This is a genomic window from Erythrobacter sp. JB3-1 (genome assembly GCF_057364995.1).
In genome coordinates this window covers 434,759-450,638 of the sequence record NZ_CP200289.1, presented here as the reverse complement: position 1 = coordinate 450,638, position 15,880 = coordinate 434,759, and the positions used below count along the sequence as shown (strand labels likewise).

Genomic DNA, 15,880 nt, shown 5'->3' with positions numbered 1-15,880 from the left:
GCTGCTCCGTCATAGCAGCGCCTCCAGCTCGCTAACCTCCGCCGCGATGCCCGCTGCGCCAGCCTCGGTCAGCTCATGCGGCTCGTGATAGCCCCAGGCGACGCCAATGCTGCGGATGTTCGCCTCAGCGGCCATCATGATGTCGAAGGTTGTGTCGCCGATCATCACAGTGTCCTGCGGGTGTGCTCCAGCTTCAAAAACGGCGGCCTCCAGCATGGCGGGATGCGGTTTTGACGGGTGCCGGTCGGCGGTTTGCAGCGAGACGAAATGCCCGCGAATATTGTGCGCGGCGAGCACCGCTTCCAGCCCGCGATCCGATTTGCCCGTGGCTACGGCCAACTGCCAGCCGTCATCGCGCAGGCGGTCCAGCAAGTCGGCGATCCCGTCATACAGCGGCTCGTGCAGCAGACCCTCTTGGCGGCGCGCGAAATAGGCGCTTTTGTAATATTCGACGACATTCTTCACATCGTCATCGGGAATTCCGGGCACGAGATTGCGAATTGCAACCGGCAGGCTGAGGCCGACGATCCGGCGCACGTCATTGCGCGGCGGCGGGGTCAGCTTGGCGCGCTCAAACGCCTGCTCCATCGTGTCGCAGATGTCAGCCTGGCCATCGACCAAAGTGCCATCGCAGTCGAACACGGCTAGCTTGCCTGCGCCGGCGCTCATTTGCGCTTACCTGCGGGTTTGCCATTGGGCTTGCCAGAGCGCTTGAGCGGTTTGCGCTTCTTGCCTTTGGGATCGCCGCCCGTATTGCCGCGCGTGCCGGCTGTGCGGGTCTTGCGTTCGCCCCGGCGTTCTTTGCGGTATTTCTTGGCGTATTGACGCGCGACCTGTTTCTTTTCCGCCTTGGTCTTTTCTGGCGCAAGATCGAGGTTCGGATCGGCATTGCTGGCGGTTTCGTTAAAGCCCAGCGCTTCCATACTGGCCGCGAAATGCTCTGGCAGGTCGGCGACCACGTCCAGACGTCCGCCGCCGGTGGCCTTACCCTTGTCATTCTTATCGCCAGTGGTCCCGCGCCCCGGCTCTGAGATGATCAGACGCCGCGCGTGTAGGTGCATCTTGCGGCTGATCGCGCCGGTTAGAAACGCGTCCTGCCCGCCATATTTGCCGTCACCCACAATCGGATTGCCAATCGCGGCCATGTGTACGCGCAGTTGGTGGGTGCGCCCGGTCAGCGGCTCCAGCTCAACCCAGGCGGTGCGATTGCCGGCCCGCTCTACGACGCGGTAACGGGTCTTGGCCGGTTGGCCGTCTTCCTCGTCGACATGCATTTTTTCCCCGCCAGAGCCGGGCTGCTTGGCGAGCGGCGCGTCGATCGTGCCTTGCGAAACCTCTGGGATGCCGACGACTAGCGCCCAGTAAACCTTGCGCGCGCTGCGCCCGGAAAACCGCTTGGAATAGCTTGCCGCTGCGCCCGGAGTGCGGGCGACCAGCAGCACGCCAGAGGTGTCTTTATCGAGCCGGTGGACGAGGCGCGGGCGCACCCCGGCGTTGTACTCACCCTCTGCGGGCACAAACGCGTCGAGCAAGCCGTCGATATGCTTGTGCGTCTTGCTGCCGCCTTGGGTTGCAAGGCCCGGCGGCTTGTTAAAGACAATCGCGGTCTTGGTCTCGCGGATCACCATATCGCGCGCTTCTTGGATTTCTTCCTCGGTCAACTCGCGGCGTTGGCGCGGTCCGCGCTCTTTCTGCTCGCCGCCTGGCGGCACGCGCAGCACTTGCCCTTCGCTCAACCGGTCCTCAGGCTTCGCGCGTTTGCCATCGACCCGGATTTGCCCGGTGCGCGCCCAGCGCGAGACTGTGGCAAAGCCGATCTGCGGCAAATTGCGCTTAAACCAGCGGTCTAGGCGGATCCCATCGTCATCCTCGCCAACGGTGAACTGGCGCACGTTCTTGTCCGCGCCAGTGCCGTTTTCTGCGTCAGAATTGCTCATGGGGCACCCCGCATAATGATAAGGCCTGCATAAAGCGCCGCGACGCCCGCCAAAACAGAGATCAGCGCATAGCCGATCGCGAGACCCGCCTGTCCGCGCTCAATCATCTGCAGCATTTCCAGGCTAAACGCGCTGAAAGTGGTGAACCCGCCGAGCAGGCCGACACCCAGCAGCAAACGCATACCTTCGCTCGCCCCGCCATGGCGCGCCAGCCAGCCGAACAGCACGCCCATCGCCAGACTGCCCAGCACATTGGCGGTCAATGTCGCCCACGGAAACGTGCCCGGCACGCCAACGAAATGCGCAAAGCCGCGGCCCAATTGATAGCGGCACGCAGCGCCCACAGCGCCGCCAAGCGCAACGGTGGACGTGGCCATGAAAGGAGAAAGTGTGGCAGACATTGCGAGGCTCTTAGACGGGGCGGCCGCATTCGTCATCTGCGCAATGCCAGCAGGCGCGATTTTATTCTCCGCTGTAAGTTTGCTACTCTGCTCAGCCTCTGGAGGGGAGAACACATATGGCAACGCCCGATCAACAGCTCGCGACGATGATCGCTAACATTCCTGAAAAGACCGGCAAGTCGCTGCAGTATTGGATCGACATCATCATTGGCTCCGGTCTCACCAAGCATAGCGAGATCATGAGCCTGCTCAAAAACGAGCACGGCGTCTCGCATGGCTTTGCCAATCTGCTGGTCGCAAAATCGAAGGAAACCGGCGAAGAGGTGGACCTGGTCGCGGAGCAATATTCTGGCGGCAAAGCGGGTCTGCGGAGCATTCACGATATGATCGTGCTCTATGCCAATGCGCTGGGCGGTGATGTTGAGGTGGCACCCAAAAAGTCGAGCGTTAGCCTGCGCCGGGCCAAACAGTTTGCGCTGATCACCCCGGCGACCAAGACCCGGATTGACTTAGGACTGGCGCTGAAAGGCGATGAGCCGAGCGGGCGGTTGGAGAGCTATAACGCCATGTGCAGCCACCGCGTACGGCTGGAAAGCTCAAGCGATTTTGATGATGAGGTGAAGGCGTGGCTGCGCGAGGCCTATGATCGGGCAGGCTAAACTTACCTCATCGCGCCCGCACAAAAACTTGCCATGGGGCTGCAAATCCACTAGGCGCGACTCAGATTTAGCCGTTCCGCATGGATTCGGCGCAATTTTCGTTGTTTCTATAGATGGTGCTCCCCGCGCTGAATTGTGCGGGCCCGATTGAATTTGAGAAGGTAGTTTCGCTTTATGCAAATCATGGTTCGCGATAACAATGTTGATCAAGCCCTGCGCGCGCTCAAGAAGAAGCTGCAGCGTGAAGGCGTGTATCGCGAAATGAAATTGCGTCGTCACTATGAAAAGCCAAGCGAGAAGCGCGCCCGTGAAAAGGCCGCTGCTGTGCGCCGCGCACGCAAGCTTGAGCGTAAGCGTATGGAACGCGACGGCATCAAGTAAACTGTCCGTTTTTCGAGCGATATTCGCTTGAATGCACCAACATGATAAGCCATCAGGGCGCGGGTTCATTCCGCGCCCTTTTGTTTGGCGCCACCTTTATATCAGGATTGATACATGGCCGAAGTTACTCGCGTTCCGTTGCAACCGATTGCCAAGGGCTCGCTGACCAAGCTGTGGCTTGGCGTGCTGATTGCCATTCTTATCGGCGGTGCATTGGCATGGTCGGCTATGCCAAAGGGTCTTTCGCTCGACACCATCGTAGAAGGCACGGGGGAAATGCCGGGGCCGGAAGACGTCGTGTTTGTGAAGTATAAGGGCAAGCTCGCTGACACCGGCGAGGTGTTCGACGAATCTCAGGATATCCCGCTGCCGGTTGACGGCATCTTCCCAGACGGCAATCCGCTGCCGCTGGGCCAAATGCTGCCCGGTTTCCGTGATGGTGCGGTGCAAATGCAGCGCGGCGGCCAGTACGAACTCTTCATTCCGGCTGATCAAGCATATGGCGATGCGCCGCCACCGAATGCGCCAATCCCAGCGGGCGCGGACCTCGTGTTTGAAGTCGAGATGATCGACTTTATGACCGAGGAAGAATTCCAGCGGAAAATTGGCATTCTGCAGCAAGCTATGGGCGCAGCAGGGCTGGGCGGTCCGGGCGGCCCCGGTGGTCCTCCACCAGAAGGCGCGCCGCAACCGCCGCAGCCGGGTCAATAATCGCCAGAAGGACGCAATCATTATGTCGGTCGATAAAGCCACCGTTGAAAAGATCGCGAAGCTCGCCCGGATCAAGATGGGCGATGAGGAGCTGGAGCGTATGGCGCCAGAGCTTAGCAATATTCTCGATTGGGTTGAGCAGCCGGGCGAAGTAGACACCAGCGGCGTTGAGCCAATGAGCGCGGTCATCCCCAATGCCCTGCGCCTGCGTGATGACGTGATCGATGCCGATCCCAAGACCGCAGGCGGGCGGCGTGATGATGTGCTGGCCAATGCTCCAGCGGCAGAGCACGGCTTTTTCGGCGTGCCGAAGGTAATCGAATGACAGTGTTTCGGCACTTGCGAGTCCCCGCGCAGGCGGGGACTTCTTTTCATCTGGCGAAGGGCGTGCGGATTAAGATCCTCGCTGTCGCGGGGACTCACGGACTATGACTGAACTTACCAATCTCGGGATCAAGGCCATTCGCGATGGCGTGGCCAAGGGCGATTTTACCGCCCGCGAAGTGGCGGAAGGCTTCAACGCCGCCGTGGCAGAGGCGAGCGCGCTCAACGCCTTTATCGTCGCAACGCCGGACCATGCGCTGGCCGCAGCGGACGCTACGGACGCGAAACGAGCCAAAGGCGAAGAGCTGGGCGCGATGGGCGGTGTGCCGATTGGCATGAAGGATTTGTTCGCGACCAAAGGCGTGCAAACCACCGCAGCGAGCCACATTCTGGAAGGCTTCACCCCGCAGTATGAAAGCACTGTCTCCAGCAATCTCTGGGCCGCTGGCGCAGGCATGCTGGGCAAGCTGAACCTCGATCAGTTTGCCATGGGCAGCTCGAACGAAACCAGCTTTTTCGGCAATGTCTCCTCGCCTTGGCGCAAGGAGGGCTCAAACGCGGCCATGTCGCCCGGCGGTTCTTCCGGCGGCTCGTCCAGCGCGGTAGCCGCGCGGATTGCGCCCGCTGCGACCGGCACAGACACTGGCGGCTCGATCCGTCAGCCAGCCGCCTTTACCGGCATTTGCGGGATTAAACCGACGTACGGGCGCTGCTCGCGCTGGGGCGTTGTGGCGTTTGCTTCCTCGCTCGATCAGGCCGGGCCAATGGCGCGCTCGGTTGAAGATTGCGCGATCATGCTGGGCGCAATGGCCGGGTTTGATCCGAAAGATTCGACCTCGCTAAAGGTTGATGTGCCGGATTGGGAAGCGGCTTTGTTGGCGGACCTTAAAGGCAAGAAGGTTGGCATCCCGCGTGAATACCGGATGGAGGGCACCGATCAGGCGATCCTCGACAGCTGGGAACAGGGCAAGGCGTGGCTGAAGGATGCCGGAGCAGAAATCGTCGATGTCTCGCTGCCGCACACCAAATATGCGCTGCCCGCATACTACATTATCGCGCCCGCAGAGGCGTCTTCCAACCTCGCGCGCTATGACGGCGTGCGCTACGGCCTGCGCGATCTGCCCGATGGGGCGGGCCTCCAGGATATGTATGCCGAAACCCGCGCGGCAGGCTTTGGCGATGAGGTGAAGCGCCGCATTCTGATCGGCACCTATGTGCTCTCAGCGGGCTTCTACGATGCCTATTACAATCAGGCGCAGAAAATTCGCGCTTTGGTGGCGCAGGACTATGAGAACGCTTGGGCAGAGTGTGATCTGATCCTCGCGCCGACCACGCCAACCGCCAGCTTCCCATTGGGTTCGCTGGATGCCGATCCGCTGACGATGTATCTGAACGATGTGTTCGCCGTGCCGGCCTCGCTCGCAGGCCTGCCGGCGATGAGCGTGCCTGCAATGCTCAATTCCGACGGCTTGCCGCTCGGGCTGCAACTGGTGGGTAAGGCCTATGACGAGCAGACCGTGCTCGATGCGGGCCTCGCGATCCAGCAGCGTTCTGGCTTCGACCACGCGCCGGAGAAGTGGTGGTAGGATGACCTTCACCGCCATATTCATCATGGTGTTTTTGGTCGCTTTTGTGCTTTTGGCGGGCCTCGCCATGTATCTGGCGAAGACGATTGATCACGGCGAGGCGCGCTTTGACAGCGAGAGCGGCAAGACATTGCCCAAGGTCTCCACCTTTGAAGAGCCTGCGGGCCGAGTAGGCGATCCGTCGGAGAATCCGACACCCGCCAAGCGCATTGAGCCGGGCGAAAAAGACGCGCGCACTGACACGAGCGGGGATGCCTAATCCGGCATCTGAGCAAGCGTCTGGTTCGGCGCAGCTCGCTGCCACTCCCACACGCTCGCCCAAAGTTGCATTCTTTGCAGGCGGCGATCCGCTCGACATTAAATTGTGGTCCGGCACGCCCTACTACGCGCTAAGCGCGCTGCGCGAGCTCTGCGATGTTATCTATGTTGAGCGCCGCCCGTTCCCGCGTTTCCTCCATCAGCTTGCGCGCCTGATCCTGCGGGTGAGCGGAGGGCGGATCGACATTCGCATGCTGCGCTGGGTGATCCGGCTGGCGAGCGCGCCGGCGCGGCGGCGGCTGCGCCAAAGCGGGGCGGATGTCTATGTCTCCGCCGCGTCCTCTGGTCTTGCGGGCATGCTGGGCGAGGATACTCGGCAAGTCCTCATTTCCGACGCGACCAGCACTGCGCTGACACGCTACTACCCAGAGATGCAGCGGCTATGGCCGTGGGTGCGCGGCGGGTTCAGCGCGATGGAGCGCGCCGCGATGGAGCAAGCGCGCTGGCTCACCTATCCCTCCGATTGGGCGGCGGCATCGGCAAGCCAAGACTTTGGCATTGATCCGGCAAAGATCGCGGTGTTGCCCTGGGGGCCGAACATGGCCAAGCCGACCGCGCCTCAGGTCCGCACCCGGACGGATGGCCCGCTTAAGCTGCTGTTCGTGGGCATAGCGTGGGATCGCAAGGGCGGCGAAATTGCGCTCGAGACAGCGCGATTGCTGGCGGAGCGCGGAACCGAATGCACGCTCGATATCGTGGGGGTGCAGGCCTCTGCCGCGCGCTGGCCCGTGCCGGACAATGTCCGCTTCCACGGGCGGCTCGACAAGGGCAATCCCGAAGAGGCCGCTCAGTTGGAGGCGCTGTTCGCGGGCGCGCATCTGTTTGTCTTGCCGACCCGCGCAGAGGCGCTGGGCATGGTGTTTGCGGAGGCTGCTGCGATGGCTCTGCCTTCCATCTCCTATGCCACAGGCGGGGTGGAAACGGTGGTGAAGCATGGCGAAACCGGACTGCTTCTTCCCCCAGGTGCGGGCGCAGAGGACTTCGCGGCGGCCATCGCGGCGCTCGCCAATGACCCCGCGCGTTATCAGGCGCTGTCGGCGGCGGCTTTGCGTGATAGTAAGGAACGCTTGGACTGGAGCGTTTGGGCGAAAGCGATGAAGCACTTGATTGAGGACGCCGCATCATGATCCGCAAGCTGCTGGCCAAGGCGCGCGGCGCCGCGAGCAGGCGCGGTCTCACCATTCGCCCGATGACCAATGCGCGCACCGGCGGCTATGCCGGGTTCTCGCTCGGCTGGGGTAAGCAAGCTACGGGCGGGCTGCGCGGCGTTATCGCGCCCGTCGCCCACGGCGAGCACACCGCGCGCTTCTTCGTCAGCAATGAGCGTGACCTGATCCAGAAAGAGCACGTGCGCGGCCGGTTCTACGAGCCGGAAGAACTCGCCATCATCGCTCGCTATTTTAGCGGCGGAACCTATGTCGATGTCGGCGCAAATGTCGGCAACCACGCGGTGTTTGCGGGTGCAGTCCTTGGCGCGGATCGCATCATCGCGTTTGAGCCCAACCCAGAGGCGCAGGCTTTGCTCGAGGTCAATCTGGCGCTCAATGGCCTAGCCGAAAAAACTACGGTTCACCCCCTTGGGTTATCGGAGGAGGACGGCGCGGCGCAGCTCGCGTTCACCACCAATAACCTCGGCGCAGCGCGGATCGACCATGCGGCCACAGACCCCAGCGAAGCTCAGGGCATTGCCTTGGCACGCGGCGACAATGTGCTGGCCGAAACGCAGGTCGACTTCATCAAGATCGACGCCGAGGGGCACGAACTTGCCGTTCTCAGCGGCCTTGCCGAAACCCTCGCGCGCTGCACCCCGCCAATTTTCGCCGAAATCGAGGAAAGCCATCGCGCAAAAGCAATGGCATTGCTAGAGGAGCTCGGCTATCGCAAAGCAGAAGAATTCAGCCGCTATCCCGGCTTGAGCAATCTGGTTTTCTTGCACTCGTCATCGGCAAAGTCGTCCGCTGACGAGCCATCGGAGGATTGATGAGTAACTACCGCATTCAGGGCGCAACGGGCGAATGGGAGGTCGTAATCGGCCTCGAAGTGCACGCGCAGGTGACGAGCAATTCCAAGCTCTTTTCAGGGGCCTCGACCGAATTTGGCGCAGAGCCAAATACGCAGGTGAGCCTAGTCGATGCGGCCATGCCCGGCATGCTGCCTGTGCCGAATGCCGAATGCATCCGTCAGGCCGTGCGCACCGGCATGGCGATCAAGGCTGAGATCAACAAATGGTCACGCTTTGATCGCAAGAATTACTTCTATGCCGATTTGCCGCAAGGCTATCAGATCTCCCAGCTGTACCACCCGATTGTGGGCGAGGGCGAACTGCTGGTCGAAGCCGATGAGAAGGCGGGCATTCCAGAGGACAAAGTCATCGGGATTGAGCGCATCCACGTGGAGCAAGACGCGGGAAAGCTGATGCATGATCAGCACCCGACCATGTCCTATGTTGACCTCAACCGCAGCGGCGTTGCCTTGATGGAAATCGTCTCCAAGGCGGATATGCGCAGCCCCGCAGAAGCCGGCGCCTATGTGCGCAAATTGCGCAGCATCCTGCGCTATGTCGGCGGCTGTGATGGGAACATGGAGGAAGGCTCCATGCGGGCCGATGTCAATGTCTCTGTGCGCAAGCCTGGCGATCCGCTGGGCACGCGGACCGAAACGAAGAACGTGAACTCTGTCCGCTTTGTCATGCAGGTCATCGAATATGAGGCCAGCCGTCAGGTCGATGTGATCGAGGGCGGCGGCACGGTCGATCAGGAAACCCGCCTGTTCGACGTTGCCACCGGCACGACACGGACCATGCGCAGCAAGGAAGACGCGCATGATTATCGCTACTTCCCCGATCCCGACCTGCTGCCGGTAGAGCTGGAGGATTCCTTCCTCGAAGAATGCCGCGCCAGCCTGCCGGAACTGCCCGATGCCAAGCGCACGCGCTACACCGATGAGCTTGGCCTGACGCCTTATAATGCGCGCGAGCTGTCCGCTGAGGTGGAGACATTTGCGCGCTTTGAAACACTGCTGGGCGCGGTCGCAGGCGCGATTGGCAAGCCAGAGGCAAAGGTCGCCACGCAAGTTGCGAACTGGACGCTGTCAGTGGCGCCGGGCGTGATGAAAATGCTGGGTGATGAGGCCAATGCTGAGCACGCAACCGCAGAAGCTCAGGCCGCGATCCTGAAGATGCAGGATGCGGGCGAGATCAGCGGCGGTCAGGCGAAAGAGATCTATGAAATCGTTCTGAAAACTGGGCGCGAGCCGACCGAAATTGCCGATACCGAAGGCCTGAAACAGGTCAGCGACACCGGCGCGATTGAAGCGGCGATCGACGAAATCCTCGCGAATAACGCGGACAAGGTTGAGCAATATAAGGGCGGCAAGGACAAGCTGTTCGGCTTCTTCGTTGGGCAAACCATGAAGGCGATGCAGGGCAAAGCCAATCCCGGCGTGGTCAATCAGATCCTGAAGGATAAGCTGGGTTAGGTTGATGGCTTCGCGCACTTTGCGCTGGCTCTGGGGCGCTGGAGTGATTGCGGTGCTACTGGCCTGTGCTTATTTGATTGTGCACGATCCGCTGTCGGCGGATGATAGCGAGCTGCGCATAGTAGCGTTGGATGAAAGCGATCCGGACCGTGAGCGGGTGGGTGACCTTATCTACCGTGGCGGTATCGACATCCCGCGCATGGGTCATAACATTGGCGGGCTATCTGCCTTGCGCTGGAACGAGCGCAACTTTGTATCTTTGACCGATGATGGCCGCATTGTAACGTTCGTCCCGACCGAACGGGAAGGACAGTTGAAAGGCCTGACCAAGTTAAGGGCTAGACCTCTCCACGACACAGACGGTGTGGTTCTGCCCGGTGGCAAGGCGCGCAGCGACTCCGAAAGCCTGACTCGGAGCCGAGAAGGCGGCTGGTTGATTGGATTTGAGCGCGATCACAGAATCTGGCGTTATGGCTCAATCGAATTTGCAGCACTGCCGACAGGTTTCGATCCCGTTGCTCTGTTGGGTGACCTTGAGAACAATGGTGGGGCAGAAACGCTGGCCGGTGACGAGAGTGATCTGGTGCTCTGTGCGGAACGGATCGCCATGCCAGCCAATGACAATTGTGTTCGCATTTTGGAAGGCAAAGCGGCTCAATCGTTCAGCGTAGTACCTCCGCCCGAACTCGCAGCGCTGGGCGGTGTTCCGACCGATGCGGACTTGGGTGGCGATGGCACGCTCTATCTCTTGTTTCGCAGTTGGTCGCGCCTGGACGGCAACGGCGCCGCAATTGTCGCCTACGCGTCAGATGGCTCTCGCCGTGAATTGATGACACTCCGCCCACCGCTGACGGTCGACAATTTCGAAGGGCTGGCTGTGCGCGAAGAGGGGGACCGCACTTTCCTCTACATCGTCAGTGATGACAATTTTTCAGCCAATCAGCGCACATTGTTAATGAAATTTGAGCTGCTGCCAGAGGGCAAGTAGCGAAAGCTACTCCTGCCCCGGCCTCCAACCTTCGCGGGTCATTCCGACAAAGCGGCCCTCCAGCCCCTCAGCATTGCGGATCAGGACATCGCGCAGGGTTGAGGTCGCCTCAATCGCCTCGATCCCTTGCGGGGTGAAGGTGTCCCGTTTGACCGCTGGATCGCCCCAGATATGCTCGGAGAGCAGCGGGTTGGTGAGCGCCTGCGAGAACGCATCCACAGCCACCATGGTTTGCAGCAGCGATGGCAGCGGGCCGTCTTTGGTGCGGGGCTGAGCAAACAGGCCGGTGTAAAACTCCAGCTGGTCGACGTTGCCATATAGGCTTTCCAGCTCGCTCTGCAGCGCGCGGTCTGGAGTAATGTCGGCGAAGCTGCGTGCAGGCTCCTCGCCAAACGCCGCCTGATAGCGGGTGAAGGGCGCGATATCATTGTGCCGCGCTTGCTTGACCGCGCTCTCCTCCACATCGACCAGGAAAGTCGCGGTGTTGTGCAGACCAAGTTCTGTCGCCCGATTGGCACTGATATCGGCAAAGGCGCTTGCGAGCCCGTGTTCCAGCACCGCGGCATTGTTGAGCCGCAGAGCGCCGCCGGGCAATGTCTTGCCCGCCCAAACCATTGTCTGCGGGATCAGCGAATGCCAGCGGTAGAGCAGGCTGAACTCGGCGCTGATCCAGTTTGGCTTGTTCCATTCCGCCTTCCAAGCGGCGGAAGGATCGGCCTTTAGCATCAGCGGGGTCGAGTTGATGTGATTGATATATTCCTCAACCACGATCTTGATGAAGATGACGGTGTTGCAGGCGCGCGCGGCGTCAAACACTCGGCCATCATTCCAATCGGGATGGCTGCTGGCGATCACATCAGCCAGCCGGTTGTGCTCGCGCAGGAACAGCGTGTTGAGCATGGTCACTTGCGGCGCGGCATTGGCGCGGTCACCACCCACCGCGAACAAGGTCTCGCGCATTTCCGGCGTGGTGTGATCAATGCCCAGCGGCGTATCTAGCAGCGGCTCACCATCCTCGCCGACAAACTCCGGGTTGAACGCCATACCGCCGGGTTGGAAAAGGCGCAGCGGATATTCCTCTCCGTTCACTATCTCGGATTTGAGCTTGCCGCGCTTGCCCGGCTCTTCGGACAGGGTGCGCAGAGCGTAGACCTGCAATTGGGTGCGGCCATAGAGCGGGCACAGGTCAATCTCGTGGTTGGAGGTGTTGCGCGCACGGTCTTCAAAACTCTCACCCGTGGCGAAATTGTTGGAGATCATCGTGCGGATGAAGCCATCGGTGAGATATTGCGCGAAGGCCGGAAACAGGCAGGTGGATTTGGGGCACAGCCGCTGCGCCTCGCCATCGCGCACGCGGAACAGATCGGCGACCCGCGCGCTATCGGGAAGATCAGGAATGGTCGCGGCTGGCAGGTGCCGCGCGCTGTAGCTGCGGTCGGTCAGGCCGCGCCAGCCGACATGCTCGCTCAGCGTGCTCCAGGGATGCGGGCGGCTGCGCGTTTTCTTGACCAAGCGGCCAATTGCAAAGCCATTGATCCAGCGCGCGATCCCCGGTGAAATTTTCGATAGGATCGCTGCGATGCGATATGCAAATGTGATAAGCATGAACGCCTGACCTCCCTGCTTGCGGCACCGCCGCCCTGGGAGAGGATGTAGCGCATCACGGGCGGGCAAGATTGTCGATATCCGACAACTTTCTAACCGCCCTACCGCTGGTGATAGAGCCAGCCGGGCCAGCCCTTTTCAAATCAATCGCCCAAAACAAAAGGGCCGCCGGATTGCTCCGACGACCCCTTGTATTCGCTATGATGCGAGTCGCTTAGGCAGCTTTGGTGCCGGTCACTGGCATTGCGCCGAAAGCGCCTGCGTTGACGTTGCCAGCCAGTGTGTCGCCTTCGATGGTGGCTTCGCACTCAAGCTTCATTGGCATTGGAACGGTCATGTTCATTTCCCAGGTCAGCGTGTTGCCGTCGACCTTGCCGTTTTCGACATCCATCGAACCCATGCCGCCGGCCATGTTGCCGCTGAATGTGCCGTCGCCATTGTCGACGATAGTGAACGTGCCGGCTTGGTCGCCCATTGGGCTTTTGACGGTGGTGGTATAACTACCTGAAAGTGACATAATATTCTCCGTTGGTCTTGACTGAGCGGGGTGCTCAGAAACTCTGGCATTCTCATTTACACGCGTGTCAGTAGTGTTCAACCACTATCGCCAGAGCGGCATAGTGGCGGAACATAACCTCGCGCGATTATTCGGCTGAAGGCAGCTCGCGCACCTCCACAGGCATCCCGAGCTGTTCCAGCTGGCTTTGAACGACGCTGGCATCGCCAACCACAACCCAAACGAATTTGTCAGCGCTGATCGCGGCGCGTGCGGCGGCGTCCAGGCTTTCCTTCGTCTGGCCGCGATAGCGCTCCACCAGTGTCTCATAGTAATTGTCCGGGCGGCCAAACTGGGCATTGGTCTGCAATGCGCGCAGAACCGCGCCGGAGGTCTCAAACCGGCCCGGCAGCTCACCGACTTCGGCGGCGACATTGCGAGCAAGCTCTTCGTCGGTCACGCCGCTGGCGGTGAGGAATTCAGTGGTCTCTCGGATCATCTCCGCCACCGAATCGCCGGTGCGATCGGCCTGAACGCCGCCAGAGATTTGATAGACAACCGCGTTCTCACGCGCCTGCGCTCCGCCGCGCACGCCATAGCTCCAACCCTTAGTCTCCCGCAGGTTCATATTCAGCCGGGCGAGGAAATTGCCGCCGAGTGAGTTGTTGGCATTGGTGAAGTCGACATAGGCCGGATCACTCGCATCCAGCGGGGTCAGTTGAGCCCCCAGGATGAAGCTTTGCGGCGAGTTCGGACGGTTGATCAGGATGATCCGATTGCCCTCGACCTCGGCGACATCGCCAAAGTTCTTGACGCCTTTGGCGGCTGCCGGAGCGGTCCAATCGCCAAACACGGCGTTGAGCGAGGTAACGATCTCATCCAGCGGACGATCAGAAATGACGAAAACCTCGCCATTGTCCGGGCGGATCCGGCTGTCCTTGAATGCGACCAGATCATCGCGGGTGATCGCGCTAACGCTCTCAACCGTGCTGGTGTTGCCGTATGGATTGTCAGCGCCGAACACTTCCGGCCCAATCGCGCGCACGGCCACGCCTTGCGGCGAGTTCATCTGCCGCTTGATACCGGTGATGGTTTGAGCGCGGACACGCTCCAGCTCGCTCACTTCAAACGCTGGCTCGCGGATGATCTTCGACATCAGGTCGAGCGACGGGGTGAGGTTCGCTGAAAGCGCGGAAAGCTGGAAGGTGGAGCGATCTGCGCTGGTGTTGCTGGAGATGCTGACGCCCAAGCGCTCACGCCCCTCTGCGATGTCCTGCGAGGACATCTCGGCTGTGCCTTCGTCAAACAGGCCAAGCGTGAGGCCAGCAAGCCCGTCTTTGCCCGCTGGGTCAGAAGAACCACCGGCATCGAAGGACAGGGTGACATAGGTCGCAGGAACCGCGTCACGTTTTGCATAGGTGACCTGCATGCCATTGGCCAAGGTCGCGCGCTGCACATCGGGGAAGTCGAGCTCTGCCACGGTGTCGATCGGCGGCGCAGGGCGCTCAACCGAAACGGTGAGCGTGTTGTCCGCTGGGGCGGCATCGTCTGCGGCGGCCTCAACCGAAGCCGCCTCTTCATAGGCTGCGTCCCGTTCGCCGGGTTCCAGGACCAGGGTCATTGCCGGGCGGGTGAACCACTTTTGCATCGCCGCCTTCACTTCAGCAGGCGTGATCGTGGCGAGCGCATTGAGCTGTTTTGCATAGAAGTCTGGGTCATCGACGAAGACCTCACCCTGCGCCAGCGTCACCGCTTTACCGCCGAACCCGCCGACTTGCTCGAGGCCCCGGATCGTGCCTGCCAGATTGCTGGTTGCCGCGCGGCGAACCTCGTCCTCTGTTGGGCCAGTTTCGATGAATTCAGCAATCAGCTCGTTAAGGCGGGTTTCGAGCGTTTCCAGCTCAACACCTGGCCTGAGCGTTGCACCAACGTTCAGCACGCCAACACGCTGGAACGCGAAATTGCCGGCAGAAACGCTGACGGCCAATTGCTCTTCGCGTACCAGAATTTGGTCAAGGCGGCTGGATGACAGCCCGCCCAGGATTTGCGCGCCGACATTCAGCGCTGTCAATTCGCGGTCAGCAATGCCAGGGGCAGGCCAATATTTGGCGACGTTGGTGGCGGCGACCTTGTCCTTCATTACCGTGCGCACGTCCTGGGCCAAAATCGGTACTTCAGCCGCAGCAGGGGTGTTCACCGGGCCGCGCGCAATTGCTCCGAAGTATTTTTCAACCAGTGGGCGCGCCTCGGCGGCGGATACATCACCGGCCAAAACGATCGTTGCATTGTTGGGGCCGTATTTATCGCGGAACCAATTGCGCACATCGTCCATCGATGCAGCATCCAGGTCAGCCATCGATCCGATGGGGGTGTGGCCGTACGGGTGCGGCTTTGGAAACAGCGTTTCGACGATCTCGTAAAACACGAGCCCGCCAGGCTGGTTGTCGCCCTGACGCTTTTCATTTTGGACAACGCCGCGCTGGTTATCGAGCTTTTCCTGCGTCACCGCGCCAAGCAGATAGCCCATGCGGTCGCTTTCCAGCCACAGTGCGCGTTCCAGTGCAGGGCGGGGAACCGTTTGGAAATAATTCGTCCGGTCAAAACTGGTCGTGCCGTTGTAATCGGTCGCGCCCATTTCCTGCAGATATTGGAAATAGTCATTCGGGGCATTTTCCGACCCGTTGAACATCAGGTGTTCAAACAGGTGAGCGAAGCCGGTCTTGCCTTTCGGCTCGTCCTTGGAGCCGACATTGTACCACACTGCGACAGCAACAATCGGCGCCTTGCGGTCTTCGTGAACGATCACGGTCAGCCCGTTTGCAAGCTCGAATGCCTCATGCGGAATGGCAACCTGGGACACCAGATCACTAAGATCGGTGGTCGCCTCAGAGGCTGCGGCATGATCATCCGCCAGAGCAGGCGTCGCTGCGGTCGCGGCAAGCGCGAGGCCGACGGCGGTGAAAGTGGTGGTGAAACGCGAAAGCATAATAGTCCCCA

At 60.8% G+C, this 15,880-nt stretch carries 16 protein-coding genes; 10 read left to right on the top strand and 6 right to left on the bottom strand.

Annotation, left to right across the window (positions count from 1 at the left end; genetic code table 11):
- Positions 1-9 precede the first annotated feature (9 nt).
- From AC0V6M_RS02215 to crcB, 3 genes are read right to left on the bottom strand one after another with little or no spacing between them, the layout of a single operon-like run.
- Entirely contained in the window at positions 10-669 is a 660-nt protein-coding gene (locus tag AC0V6M_RS02215) for an HAD-IA family hydrolase (RefSeq protein ID WP_486137234.1), read from the bottom strand.
- Positions 666-1,937: an RluA family pseudouridine synthase gene (locus tag AC0V6M_RS02210; protein ID WP_486137233.1), complete on the bottom strand. Its 1,272-nt coding sequence runs from the start codon at positions 1,935-1,937 to the stop codon at positions 666-668. The genes AC0V6M_RS02215 and AC0V6M_RS02210 overlap by 4 nt, the downstream gene beginning before the upstream one ends.
- Positions 1,934-2,338 carry a fluoride efflux transporter CrcB gene (gene crcB, locus AC0V6M_RS02205; RefSeq protein WP_486137232.1) on the bottom strand — a complete coding sequence of 135 codons (405 nt, stop codon included), beginning with the start codon at positions 2,336-2,338 and terminating at the stop codon, positions 1,934-1,936. Before crcB ends, AC0V6M_RS02210 begins: the two co-directional genes overlap by 4 nt.
- A 116-nt stretch (positions 2,339-2,454) precedes the next feature.
- Between crcB and AC0V6M_RS02200 the strand changes: the two genes are divergently transcribed.
- The 10 genes from AC0V6M_RS02200 (at position 2,455) to AC0V6M_RS02155 (ending at position 10,782) form a co-directional block, all read left to right on the top strand.
- On the top strand, positions 2,455-2,997 hold the full coding sequence (locus AC0V6M_RS02200) for a DUF5655 domain-containing protein (protein ID WP_486137231.1): 543 nt from the start codon (positions 2,455-2,457) through the stop codon (positions 2,995-2,997).
- A gap of 174 nt (positions 2,998-3,171) precedes the next feature.
- The gene (gene rpsU / locus AC0V6M_RS02195) at positions 3,172-3,378 is read left to right on the top strand and encodes a 30S ribosomal protein S21 (RefSeq protein WP_006834591.1); all 207 of its coding nucleotides are present in this window, start codon (positions 3,172-3,174) and stop codon (positions 3,376-3,378) included.
- A gap of 114 nt (positions 3,379-3,492) precedes the next feature.
- Positions 3,493-4,089 carry an FKBP-type peptidyl-prolyl cis-trans isomerase gene (locus tag AC0V6M_RS02190; protein ID WP_486137230.1) on the top strand — a complete coding sequence of 199 codons (597 nt, stop codon included), beginning with the start codon at positions 3,493-3,495 and terminating at the stop codon, positions 4,087-4,089.
- 22 nt (positions 4,090-4,111) lie between these two features.
- Positions 4,112-4,414: an Asp-tRNA(Asn)/Glu-tRNA(Gln) amidotransferase subunit GatC gene (gene gatC / locus AC0V6M_RS02185; RefSeq protein ID WP_486137229.1), complete on the top strand. Its 303-nt coding sequence runs from the start codon at positions 4,112-4,114 to the stop codon at positions 4,412-4,414.
- Positions 4,415-4,517: 103 nt separating this feature from the next.
- A complete protein-coding gene (gatA, locus tag AC0V6M_RS02180) occupies positions 4,518-5,999 on the top strand; it encodes an Asp-tRNA(Asn)/Glu-tRNA(Gln) amidotransferase subunit GatA (protein ID WP_486137228.1) in 1,482 nt (493 codons plus the stop codon).
- A 1-nt stretch (position 6,000) separates the two neighbouring features.
- A complete protein-coding gene (locus AC0V6M_RS02175; RefSeq protein ID WP_486137227.1) occupies positions 6,001-6,258 on the top strand; it encodes a hypothetical protein in 258 nt (85 codons plus the stop codon).
- Positions 6,251-7,444, top strand: coding sequence for a glycosyltransferase family 4 protein (locus tag AC0V6M_RS02170; RefSeq protein ID WP_486137226.1), 1,194 nt, complete (start codon positions 6,251-6,253; stop codon positions 7,442-7,444). The genes AC0V6M_RS02175 and AC0V6M_RS02170 overlap by 8 nt, the downstream gene beginning before the upstream one ends.
- Positions 7,441-8,298, top strand: coding sequence for an FkbM family methyltransferase (locus AC0V6M_RS02165; protein WP_486137225.1), 858 nt, complete (start codon positions 7,441-7,443; stop codon positions 8,296-8,298). Before AC0V6M_RS02170 ends, AC0V6M_RS02165 begins: the two co-directional genes overlap by 4 nt.
- Positions 8,298-9,794: an Asp-tRNA(Asn)/Glu-tRNA(Gln) amidotransferase subunit GatB gene (gene gatB, locus AC0V6M_RS02160; RefSeq protein WP_486137224.1), complete on the top strand. Its 1,497-nt coding sequence runs from the start codon at positions 8,298-8,300 to the stop codon at positions 9,792-9,794. Before AC0V6M_RS02165 ends, gatB begins: the two co-directional genes overlap by 1 nt.
- Positions 9,795-9,798: 4 nt before the next feature.
- Positions 9,799-10,782 carry an esterase-like activity of phytase family protein gene (locus AC0V6M_RS02155; protein WP_486137223.1) on the top strand — a complete coding sequence of 328 codons (984 nt, stop codon included), beginning with the start codon at positions 9,799-9,801 and terminating at the stop codon, positions 10,780-10,782.
- 6 nt (positions 10,783-10,788) lie between these two features.
- Here AC0V6M_RS02155 and AC0V6M_RS02150 read toward each other — a convergent pair whose 3' ends face one another.
- The 3 genes from AC0V6M_RS02150 to AC0V6M_RS02140 all read right to left on the bottom strand — a co-directional run bounded on the left by AC0V6M_RS02150 (position 10,789) and on the right by AC0V6M_RS02140 (position 15,869).
- On the bottom strand, positions 10,789-12,387 hold the full coding sequence (locus AC0V6M_RS02150; RefSeq protein WP_486137222.1) for a peroxidase family protein: 1,599 nt from the start codon (positions 12,385-12,387) through the stop codon (positions 10,789-10,791).
- Between the two features lie 214 nt (positions 12,388-12,601).
- Positions 12,602-12,904 (bottom strand): hypothetical protein, encoded by a 303-nt coding sequence (locus AC0V6M_RS02145; RefSeq protein WP_486137221.1) that lies wholly within the window; start codon positions 12,902-12,904, stop codon positions 12,602-12,604.
- A gap of 127 nt (positions 12,905-13,031) precedes the next feature.
- Positions 13,032-15,869, bottom strand: a complete 2,838-nt coding sequence (locus AC0V6M_RS02140; RefSeq protein ID WP_486137220.1) for a M16 family metallopeptidase — start codon at positions 15,867-15,869, stop codon at positions 13,032-13,034.
- Positions 15,870-15,880: the final 11 nt, after the last annotated feature.